We start from the raw sequence: 10,949 nt of genomic DNA, 5'->3' as shown, positions 1-10,949 counted from the left end.
GTCAATCACATCATCTTCCTTCATTTTCAGTACGTGGAAAGCCAACCGGGCAGCCGTCTTCGGCCCTACTCCCGGCAGGCGCGTAAAAGCATCAATTAGCTTTGCAATCGGCTCCGGATAATACAATAGCGCGTTTCTCCTTTATGCAGCAGACTAGAACAAGCCCGGAATTTTCATGCCGCCTGTAAATTTACCCATATCATCATTAGCCAGTTCATCTGCTTTGGACAAAGCATCATTGACTGCAGTCAGCACAAGATCTTGCAGCATTTCTACATCATCAGGATCTACAGCTTCCGGTTTGATCGTGATGGACAACACTTTTTTATGTCCATTTACCTCCACCGTCACAACACCGCCGCCAGAAGTACCTTCGATTACTTTTCCGCCAAGTTCCTCTTGGGCTTTCAGCATTTGTTCCTGCATTTTCTTCACTTGCTTCATCATTTGGTTCATATTGTTCATTTCAATCATCTCCTTTAATGAAGTATACATCTAGACACTTAATTTAATCTTTAATGACTACCAGATCTTCCCCGAAAAGTTGAATAGCTTCATCAATCCAGGGCTCCTTGGACTTTCCCGGCACATCATGCTCCGGCTCCAGTTGCAATTCTTCGGCAGGCTGGTCGGAAACTCCTTCAATCGCAGCATTCCAATCCTTTTGCATCATCGTTACTAAACGATAAGGATGACCCAACTGCTCATGCAATACTTTCTCGATGACCTGCTTATTGGCAGGCTTTTCGGTAGTTTCACGATGAATATTGTTCTTAAATGCGACCAGTACACTGTCCTCTAACACAGAAACTGGCTCACCGTCCATAAACCAGGCATGAACCGTAACTTTCGCCTCTTTTACCCCTTGCAAAATCTGACTCCACTTACGCCCCGCTGCTGCGAATGCTTCGCTCGACTTCTCAGCGATATAGCGATCCAACTGAGAAGGGAGTTTGGCCGGCGCTGAAATCCGCGGAGCAGGGGCACGACCCCCGGAAGCCTGACGGCCACCCGACGATGCTTCCTGTCCAGCTCCAGAGCCCAATCCACCTTGCAGCGCGCGCTCCAGTTTCTTTTCCAGCTCAGCAAGCTGGCGCTTCAACATTACCACATCTTCCTGCTCAGCCGCAGCACCAGAGCGCTGTGCAGCCGGCTGAGCAACAGCTCCTGCTTCCCCCGGGATACTGCACAGCTTCAATAGAGCTACCTCAAACAAAGTTTGAGGCTGAACGGCATATTTCATCTCGCTCTGATAACGATTAAGGGTGTCAATCATCGCAAAGAGTTGCTCCTTGGTAAAAGCATCTGCCACTTCCTTAAATCGCTCTGGATCTAGCACTCGCTCCGTCATTTTGGTTGCCTGAGGCACCATCTTGATCATTAGCAGGTCTCGGAAATAGTACAGAAGATTCTCCATGCACTTATCCGCACTTTTACCTTCCTGCATAAAGTTCTCGATCATTTGGAGCACCGTGCCCACATCTTCTTTCAGCAATGCCAAGGCAAGCTTACCGAATTGCTCGGACGCAATACCTCCTGTCATATCCAGCACCTGCTGATAAGTAACCCGACCATCTGTAAACGAGGATATCTGATCCAAAACGCTAACCGCATCTCGCATCCCGCCATCTGAAAGACGCGCAATGTACTGCAGTGCATCCGAATCAGCCTGTATGTTCTCCTGTTGACATATCAGGTCAAGCCGCTCTGTCTGCTCTTCCAGCGATACCCGCCGGAAGTCAAACCGCTGACAACGTGAAATAATTGTCGCTGGAATCCGATGCGGTTCAGTCGTAGCCAATATGAACATCACGTGTGGCGGCGGCTCTTCCAGCGTCTTGAGCAGCGCATTGAACGCTTCCGTCGTCAGCATGTGCACTTCATCAATGATATAAACCTTGTGCCGCACTTCTGTGGGCGCATATTTGACTTTATCGCGCAAATCACGAATCTCTTCAACGCCCCGGTTGGAGGCTGCATCAATCTCCTGTACATCCATGACCGCTCCGGCCGTGATCCGTTTACAGGCTTCGCATTCGTTGCAAGGTTCCGGCGCAGGTCCATGCTCACAGTTGATTGCCTTGGCCAAAATTTTGGCCGCACTCGTCTTACCTGTTCCTCGTGGACCGCTGAACAGATAGGCATGGGACGTGCGATTTTCGCGGATGGCATTCTGCAATGTCTGGATAATATGCTGTTGTCCTACCATGTCCTTGAAAGCCTGCGGCCGCCAAGCACGGTACAACGCTATATGTTCCAATGCGCGTTACCCTCTTTCCCATTCACTTTCATGACCATTCATGGTCACTTCATTATACTATACTCCCGTCCGAATCTAAACCAGACACCTTCCAATTTATAAACACAAAAAAACATCTTCGCAATGATTGCCAAGATGTTCTAATTACTAATATATACCGTGCACCTGTTATTGATCGTTGTGATCCGAGCGGCAATCCTGAACAACAACTCGGGCTAGGCAACCCTCCGGCACAAGAGTGGGCTTGCTTATGGCTGCTTCCTTCCGGACCTGACCAGGTTCACAAGTACTCATTGCGGAGGACCCAGCCGTCAACATTGTGCGCAGGGACCAGCCTCACATCAACAACACCTCTAACAGGAATTCAACCTCGCTATAGCGGATTGCGAGTTACAGGGCACCGCTACCTCCCCATCTAGCACGGTGAAAATAAGTATATCTTAAGGCCGCGTAAAAAGCAAATACACATTATTACAAAAAGAGCCCTCTGCAGTTGCAGAAGGCTCTAATAACTTTATAACCTGCGGTAATCCATTAGATACCGTATTTCTTTTTGAAACGATCCACACGTCCACCAGCATCAATAAATTTCTGCTTGCCTGTGAAGAATGGGTGGCAGGCGGAGCAAATCTCTACACGCAGAGATCCTTTCACAGAACCCGTTTCAAACGAATTTCCGCAAGCACAAGTGACAGTAGTTACGTTAAATGTTGGTTGAATAGCTTGTTGCATTGAACTTTCACCTCTTTCCGCCCTGAACGTCCTATCAGTCCAGAGTTGTATGAACACATGTTCACATTATAGCACTTGAATATGAGCGTTTCAACACCTCTTTTCCGCATTCAAAGATGGCGTAAAATAGGTGAGTTTCAAGTTGCTATTGACCGTTTTAGGCCTTGGCAAATTTGGGACGTGCCTGCCCTTGCGGCGGTACATGAGTGTAAGAACCGATGACTACATCAGGCAGTTCCTCACGATAAATCTCCAGCATTTGCTTCATGCCAAGAATCTCGCCTTGAGCAGGTGGAATCAACTCCAGATAGCTTTCAGGATCGATATTCAAATTACGCATTTGAATCAGCTTGAGCTTAGTACGTTTGGCAAATTCAATCATTGCCTCAATTTCTTCCTCGCGGTCAGTTACACCCGGAAAAATCAAATAGTTAATCGACGTATATACTCCCTGCTCAGAAGCATAACGAAGTGATTTTTCCACATTAGCCAACGTGTAGCCGCGCGGCTTGTAATACGCATTATAGTGATCGTCCAGTGCACTAATGGTACTAACGCGCATCAGATCGAGACCCGCATCCACGATTCCCCGGATATGATCACTCAATCCCGCATTCGTATTGATATTGATGTATCCCATATCGGTAATGGAACGCACCTCTTTGATCGAATCAATAATCAGTTTGGCTTGTGTGGAAGGCTCACCTTCGCAACCTTGGCCAAAACTAATGATGGACTCCGGTGTCTTCAAATGTTCCAGCATAACTTCCACAATTTCTTCTACACGGGGACGGAAGTTCATTCTTGTCTGCGGAGATACAAAGCCACTGTCATCCGGCTGTTCGGATATACAGCCAAAGCAACCCGCATTACAAGAATAAGACACCGGAACTCCTCCTTCCCAGCGATTCAGGAATGTGTTCGAGGAAGTAAGACATTCGTAGCCCAGCGCACAGTTAGACAAATGTTGGTACAGCCGATTTTCGGGATATTGCTCCGTCATCCGCTGAACACCCAATTTAACTTGATGACGGTCACAGTTTTCCGGATTCCACTTGGATGGACTGTCACTCTGCTCTGCCGTTACATAAAATGCCCCATCTTTCCAGACTACAGCCGAATAACCGAACAAGGGAAGTTTGTACTCCTTATCGGTCTTCACATATCCCGGCAAGCACAAGCGTGTAAAACCTTGCGGCAATAAAGCCCCTACCGCTTGCATATCTCCGGGAAGAGAAACCATTTCCCCTGTTTCAGGGTTCATACCGACCGGGCGAGTGCTGGGCAGGCTTACCAATGTAGCTCCTTCCGGTAACGGAATAAGCTCATCCTCCATGATTTCAACAATCATGTCTGCACTACGGGCAAGCCCATACAAAGAAGCATGATCATATACATTGCCTTTTTCGTCGGCATACACCAAATACATTATGGAGCTCCTTTCGCTCCGTTAAGCCTACGCCATTAACAAAATGAATGGTAACGACCGTGCACTTACGGAACAGATAAAATACATGAATGGGTTTAGTTGGTTGTGGCCGGGACTGACGCTGTGGTAGAACGCGTAGTTCTCCGTTGTTGCCCACCAGAACTGCTTTGCGAGCCGCCGGAAGAAGGTGCCGTCAAATCAAACGAAGCCAAAAACTCAGCATTAGTTTTGCTATTACGCAGCTTTTTGAGGAAGCCTTCTACAAAATCATGGCTTTCCGTCATATTTTTACGAATGGCCCAGATCGTATCCAATTCTTCCTTGTTCAACAACACTTCCTCACGGCGTGTGCCGGAGCGACGAATATCAATCGCAGGAAAGATACGACGTTCTGCCAGCTTGCGGTCCAAATGCAACTCCATGTTGCCTGTACCTTTAAACTCTTCATAAATGATATCGTCCATGCGTGATCCTGTATCAATCAGCGCTGTAGCAAGAATCGTCAAGCTACCGCCTTCCTCCACATTCCGAGCCGCACCAAAAAAGCGTTTTGGACGGTGAAATGCCGCCGGGTCAATACCCCCACTCAAAGTACGACCAGAAGGAGGAATAACGAGATTGTACGCACGAGCCAAACGTGTGATGCTATCCAACAGGATGACAACATCCTTTTTATGTTCTACGAGACGCAGCGCACGCTCCAACACGAGTTCTGCCACTTTGATGTGATTTTCAGGAAGTTCGTCAAATGTAGAGGCCACAACTTCACCTTTAACAGAACGCTGCATGTCGGTCACTTCTTCGGGGCGTTCATCAATCAACAAGACAAAAAGCTCGATCTCGGGATTGTTAGTAGAAATGCTATTGGCAATTTCTTTGAGGAGAAGCGTCTTCCCAGCTTTGGGAGGTGCTACAATGAGTCCGCGCTGTCCAAGTCCGACAGGGGCCAGTACATCCATAATTCTCGTAGACAAATGGTTGGGGGAAGTTTCAAGGACTAATTTGGTTTGCGGATACAGTGGAGTCAGTGCAGGAAAATGTAGCCGCTCAGCAGCTTGCTCAGGACTTCTTCCATTGACGGCGTTAACTTGAAGCAATCCGAAATATCGTTCATTCTCTTTTGGCGTTCGGCATTTACCGGAAACAAGATCGCCTGTTCTCAAGTCAAACTTGCGGATTTGTGAAGCAGAGATGTAAATATCTTCGGTACTCGGGAGATAATTGATCGGCCTCAGAAAGCCGTAACCTTCGGGAAGGATTTCCAGAACCCCCTGCATAAACATCAATCCGCTCTTCTCAGCTTGTGCGCGCAGAATCGCGAATATTAATTCTTTCTTTTTGAGCGTTCCGTAGTACGGGATCTGGTATTGCTTGGCCAGCTTGTACAGGTCGGTCAGCTTCATTTCTTCCAGATCGGAAATTTGCAGATCCATATAATAACCACCTATTCAATTATTAAGTCCATTCATACATCTAAATGATAGACAATGATATCATAAACACCATTAACATAATTTTAACCAAAACAAATAAAGTTATGCAGCCATCTGCCTGAATTATACCGAATTATTCCGGTTTTCCGATAAAAGATTGTTAGGTATGAACCACAATCTTGTATCAAGCAGCGGCTGCACAGGTGTTGCCCGTTCTATTGCTTTCGTTCCGGGAGTTCGAAAAAATTGCACGGTTTAATTATTCAGTCTGCCGCCATACATCCGCGCCCAAAAGACGCAGGTTGGAAACAAGGTGATCATAACCACGGTCAATGTACTCCACACCCGTCACCTCGGTTACGCCTTCGCTTACTGTAAGTCCAGCAATGACAAGGGCCGCTCCGGCGCGCAGATCTGCCGCTTTTACTTTAGCTGCATTCAGCTGACCACCCTCTATAATGGCAGACCGACCCTCTACGCGAATTTTAGCCCCCATACGCACCAGCTCAGGGACGTGCTTAAAACGATTGCTGTACACAAAATCGCTCAATACACTGACACCCTGCGCTTGGGTAAGCAAGCTGGTCATGGGAGATTGTAAATCTGTGGCGAATCCGGGGTATATCAAGGCTTTAACGTCGACATGTTCATAGGAAGGTGCACCCAGTACGCGAATACTTTCATCATATTCCTCGATGCCGATGCCCATTTCCTGCATTTTTGCAGTGAGAGCCTCCATATGTTTGGGGATCACGTTGTCAATCAATACATTTCCACGGGTTGCCGCAGCAGCAATCATGTATGTGCCCGCTTGTATACGGTCAGGTATGATGGAATGACGGCAGCCATGTAGCTCCGACACACCTTCAATTCGAATCGTCTCCGTACCGGCTCCTTTAATAATGGCTCCCATCGAGTTTAAAAGAGTTGCTACATCTATAATCTCAGGCTCTTTAGCCGCATTTTCGATAATTGTGGCGCCTTTGGCACGTGCTGCCGCCAGCATAATATTAATGGTAGCGCCTACGCTGCTAACATCCAAGTAAATCTTGGTTCCGCGCAGTTCTTTAGCGTGCAAATGAATAGCGCCGTGCTCGTTCGTAACCGTGGCACCCAGCGCTTCAAAACCTTTGATATGCTGATCAATGGGCCGGGGTTCGAAATTGCACCCTCCTGGCAAACCGATGATCGCTTCCTTGAATCTGCCCAGCATGGCTCCCATCATATAATAAGAGGCTCGTAATTTCTTAACAGGCCCATTCGGCATAGGAATGGATTTAATGGAGGAAGGATCTATTTTCATCTGGCTACCTTCCCAGGTAACCGTTGCACCAAGTTCCTCCAGTATTTCGGAATACACCGCCACATCACTCAACAGTGGCAAATTGTCCAAAATGACTTCCGACTCTGCCAGAATGGCTGCGGGAATCAAGGCGATGGCACTGTTTTTGGCACCGCTGATGGAAACTGTACCTTGAAGCGGCCGTCCACCGGTGATCATCAATTTTTCCATAAGCTTGAGGGTCCCCCTACGTGTTTTGCAGTCGGTCAAACAATAATCTCAAATCATAAACTTTTAACTTTTTTAGTGGTGAAAATGGAAAGACACCGGCTAAGCGGTGTGCTTTCCATACCAAACTATTCAACTGTACAGATTTAAATATTTTGTGCAGCAGAACTACAGCTTCAACTAAGAAATACATCTAACCTGTGCAGACGCACGACCAGTTTGATTCATTATTACGCTTTGTTGTTGGAACCGAACTCACGAATTTTACCGATAACGGTTTGTTTAATCGCTTCACGACCTGGAGCGATGAATGTACGTGGGTCATAAGCATCCGGTTTCTCAGCAAGCACTTCACGAACCACTTTCGCAAATACGATTTGGTTCTCAGTGTTTACATTGATTTTGGAAGTTCCCAGAGAGATTGCTTTTTTAATGTCATGTGTAGGGATACCAGTACCACCGTGCAGAACGAGTGGAAGTTTGATTGCATTACAGATTTCTTCCATTTCTTTGAATCCGAGGTTTGGCTCGCCTTTGTAAGGTCCGTGTACGGAACCCAATGCAGGTGCCAGTGTATCGATACCTGTTTCGTTAACGATACGCAGACAGTCGTCCAGCTTAGCGTACATTACGTCGCCGACAACATCATCCTCTTGACCGCCAACCATTCCAACTTCAGCTTCAACAGAAACGCCTTTGGAATGAGCATATTCAACCACTTTTTTCGTTGTAGCAATGTTTGTGTCGATCGGGCTGTGGGAATCGTCAATCATAACGGATGTGAAACCAGCGTCGATAGCTTCTTTACATTTTTCAAAGCTGGAACCGTGGTCCAAATGGATCGCAACTGGAACGGTGATTTTCATGTCATGAATAAGACCTTCTACCATTTTAACAACAGTGTAGAATCCGCCCATGTGACGTGCTGCGCCTTCAGAAACGCCCAAGATTACTGGGGATTTTTCTTCTTCAGCAGCGCCCAAAATAGCTTGAGTCCACTCCAGGTTATTAATGTTGTATTGACCTACTGCATATTTTCCTTCGAGTGCTTTGTTCAACATGTCTTTCATAGATACCAATGGCATGGTTACAGTCCTCCTAAAGGTGTTTGGGTTTGTCTATATTTTAGCCGACATCACATACGGGCTTATTATACCACAACCCATGTTAAATACTAAACAAGCTTTTGCATATCAACACATACAAAAATCACGCCCAGGACGCCGTTTTTCCATAGAATTGTATAAGGAGAGGATTTACTTTCAGTATTTCCCATAATCACAAACAAAAAACCCTGTTGTGTTAACAGAGTTCTCAACTACAGTGACTCACCTAGTCACCTCTGAGTTGTTTGTTCACAGCAATCCGCATTTCGTCAATATCAAAGGGCTTGGTAAAATGCATTAGCGCACCTAGCTCCGTCGCCTCTTTAATCATGTCCAGTTCTCCATATGCTGTCATCATGATAACCTTGATATCGGGATTCATGGTTTTTAGATGTTTCAGAATTTCGAGTCCGTCCATACCCGGAATTTTCATATCGAGCAGAACCAGATCAGGTGGTTCCTTCTCAACAATTTCAAGTGCAATTTTCCCGTTCGCCGCCTGAAAGGTCTCATAACCCTCACTTCCGAACACTTCCATGAGTAAAATCCGTATTCCATTCTGGTCATCGACGATTAATACTTTCTTCTTTTCCAATGTTTTAACCTCCTAAGATCTTAAAACGAGGATCATGCAGCTATTGCCATAACAGCGTCCGATGACGTACAATATCCGTCCCATACCTAAAACTATATTCGCTCCTGCAAAAAGAAAATCCTTCTCTAATACATAATTGTGGAATATTCTTTCATAATCAGGAAGCATGGGATAAAAAAAGACCTCCCTGAGGAGGTCTTTCAAGCCGTAGCATTAACCTTGAAGCTGCAATGCTGCCTTTACAAATTCACGGAACAAAGGCTGCGGACGATTCGGACGGGAAGTGAATTCCGGGTGGAATTGTACCGCCAGGAACCACGGATGCTCAGGGAGCTCCACGATTTCCACCAAGCGCCCATCCGGTGAAGTACCGGAAATACGAAGGCCTGCTTCTTCAATAACTTCACGATATTCGTTATTGAATTCGTACCGATGACGGTGTCTTTCATACACCAGCTCGTCGTTGTAGCAAGCCGAAGCCAGGGAACCTTCCACCAGTTTGCATGGATACAAACCAAGACGCATCGTACCGCCCAAATCTTCGATGTCTTTTTGGTCAGGAAGCAAGTCAATGACAGGATAATCCGTAGCCGGGTTAATTTCCGAGCTGTTGGCTCCTTCGAGACCAGCCAGGGAACGGGCAACCTCAATGACAGATACCTGCATACCCAGACAAATGCCGAAGAACGGAATTTTTTGCTCCCGCGCATAACGGATGGTACTAATTTTGCCTTCAATTCCGCGATCGCCGAAGCCACCTGGTACGAGAATGCCGCCAATGCCGCCCAGCATGTCAGCTACGTTCTCGTCCGTCACTTCTTCAGCGTTCACCCAACGGATTTTTACGTCTGCATTCGCATCAAATCCAGCGTGGGAAAGTGATTCAACCACACTTAAGTACGCATCATGTAATGCAACATATTTACCAACAATAGCAATCTCAACCGTTTTATCCAGCTTGCTAATTCGATCAACTAAGCCTTCCCATTCGGTCATATCTGGTGCAGGTGTAGTCAGCTTGAGGTGGTTAACTACGATTTCGTCCAAACCTTCTTCACGCAGGTTCAACGGAACCTCGTAGAGGGTTGAAGCATCGCGGCATTCTACCACTGCATTCGCATCAATATCGCAGAACAATGCAATTTTAGCCTTCATATCGGAGGACAGTTCATGCTCTGTACGGCAAACAATGACATTCGGTTGGATGCCGATACTGCGCAGTTCTTTTACACTGTGCTGAGTTGGTTTGGTTTTAACCTCACCAGCAGCTTTAATATAAGGAATGAGCGTTACGTGAATGTACATCACATTCTCGCGCCCAACTTCACTTTTGAGCTGACGAATAGCTTCCAAAAATGGCAAGCTTTCAATATCGCCCACAGTACCGCCGATTTCTGTAATAATTACGTCCGAACCTGCTTCACGGCCTGCACGGTACACGCGTTCCTTGATTTCGTTCGTAATATGAGGGATAACCTGCACCGTACCGCCCAAATATTCTCCGCGACGCTCTTTGCTGATTACGCTGGAATATACCTTGCCTGTTGTGACATTGCTGTTCTTGGACAGATTAATATCAATAAAGCGCTCATAGTGTCCCAAGTCAAGGTCCGTTTCCGCACCATCATCCGTTACAAACACTTCACCGTGCTGGTAAGGACTCATCGTACCCGGATCGACATTCAGGTAAGGATCAAATTTTTGGATCGTTACCTTCAGACCCCTGTTCTTCAAAAGCCTCCCCAGTGAAGCTGCCGTAATCCCTTTGCCCAAGGAAGACACAACCCCGCCTGTCACAAAAATATACTTTGTCACTGTTCAAAACCCTCCTAGATAAGATGCAAAATTCAGGCGACATTATGATGTTATCGTAACCCGTTTGCA

10 protein-coding genes and 1 other RNA gene (1 of these 11 cut by a window edge) are annotated in these 10,949 nt (G+C 46.6%); all 11 read right to left on the bottom strand.

Annotated elements, in window-relative coordinates:
* Positions 1-126, bottom strand: the 5' portion of a protein-coding gene (gene recR, locus T3H97_RS00745) for a recombination mediator RecR (RefSeq protein ID WP_103050204.1). 474 nt of this gene lie to the left of the window's left edge; the window shows 126 of its 600 coding nt (coding positions 1-126); the start codon lies at positions 124-126; its stop codon lies beyond the left edge, outside the window.
* Positions 127-153: 27 nt separating this feature from the next.
* Complete coding sequence (locus tag T3H97_RS00740; protein WP_013308226.1) at positions 154-465, bottom strand: YbaB/EbfC family nucleoid-associated protein; 312 nt, start codon at positions 463-465, stop codon at positions 154-156.
* 43 nt (positions 466-508) lie between these two features.
* Entirely contained in the window at positions 509-2,260 is a 1,752-nt protein-coding gene (gene dnaX / locus T3H97_RS00735; RefSeq protein WP_328801417.1) for a DNA polymerase III subunit gamma/tau, read from the bottom strand.
* A gap of 157 nt (positions 2,261-2,417) precedes the next feature.
* Positions 2,418-2,684: signal recognition particle sRNA large type (gene ffs, locus T3H97_RS00730), an RNA gene on the bottom strand.
* Positions 2,685-2,794: 110 nt separating this feature from the next.
* Positions 2,795-2,992 carry a 50S ribosomal protein L31 gene (gene rpmE, locus T3H97_RS00725; RefSeq protein ID WP_013308223.1) on the bottom strand — a complete coding sequence of 66 codons (198 nt, stop codon included), beginning with the start codon at positions 2,990-2,992 and terminating at the stop codon, positions 2,795-2,797.
* 157 nt (positions 2,993-3,149) lie between these two features.
* Complete coding sequence (locus tag T3H97_RS00720) at positions 3,150-4,421, bottom strand: radical SAM family protein (protein WP_103050206.1); 1,272 nt, start codon at positions 4,419-4,421, stop codon at positions 3,150-3,152.
* Between the two features lie 95 nt (positions 4,422-4,516).
* Positions 4,517-5,854 (bottom strand): transcription termination factor Rho, encoded by a 1,338-nt coding sequence (gene rho / locus T3H97_RS00715; RefSeq protein ID WP_328801416.1) that lies wholly within the window; start codon positions 5,852-5,854, stop codon positions 4,517-4,519.
* 259 nt (positions 5,855-6,113) lie between these two features.
* On the bottom strand, positions 6,114-7,367 hold the full coding sequence (locus T3H97_RS00710) for a UDP-N-acetylglucosamine 1-carboxyvinyltransferase (protein WP_013308220.1): 1,254 nt from the start codon (positions 7,365-7,367) through the stop codon (positions 6,114-6,116).
* Between the two features lie 227 nt (positions 7,368-7,594).
* On the bottom strand, positions 7,595-8,449 hold the full coding sequence (gene fba / locus T3H97_RS00705; protein ID WP_013308219.1) for a class II fructose-1,6-bisphosphate aldolase: 855 nt from the start codon (positions 8,447-8,449) through the stop codon (positions 7,595-7,597).
* Positions 8,450-8,696: 247 nt separating this feature from the next.
* On the bottom strand, positions 8,697-9,065 hold the full coding sequence (locus T3H97_RS00700) for a response regulator (RefSeq protein WP_013308218.1): 369 nt from the start codon (positions 9,063-9,065) through the stop codon (positions 8,697-8,699).
* 213 nt (positions 9,066-9,278) lie between these two features.
* Positions 9,279-10,880, bottom strand: coding sequence for a CTP synthase (locus tag T3H97_RS00695; RefSeq protein ID WP_328801415.1), 1,602 nt, complete (start codon positions 10,878-10,880; stop codon positions 9,279-9,281).
* Between the last annotated feature and the right edge of the window lie 69 nt (positions 10,881-10,949).

This window comes from Paenibacillus sp. LX16, assembly GCF_036252815.1.
Classification (GTDB): Bacteria; Bacillota; Bacilli; order Paenibacillales; family Paenibacillaceae; genus Paenibacillus; species Paenibacillus polymyxa_B.
Note: the sequence above shows the minus strand (reverse complement) of the source record. Positions and strands in the feature narration are given on the sequence as shown.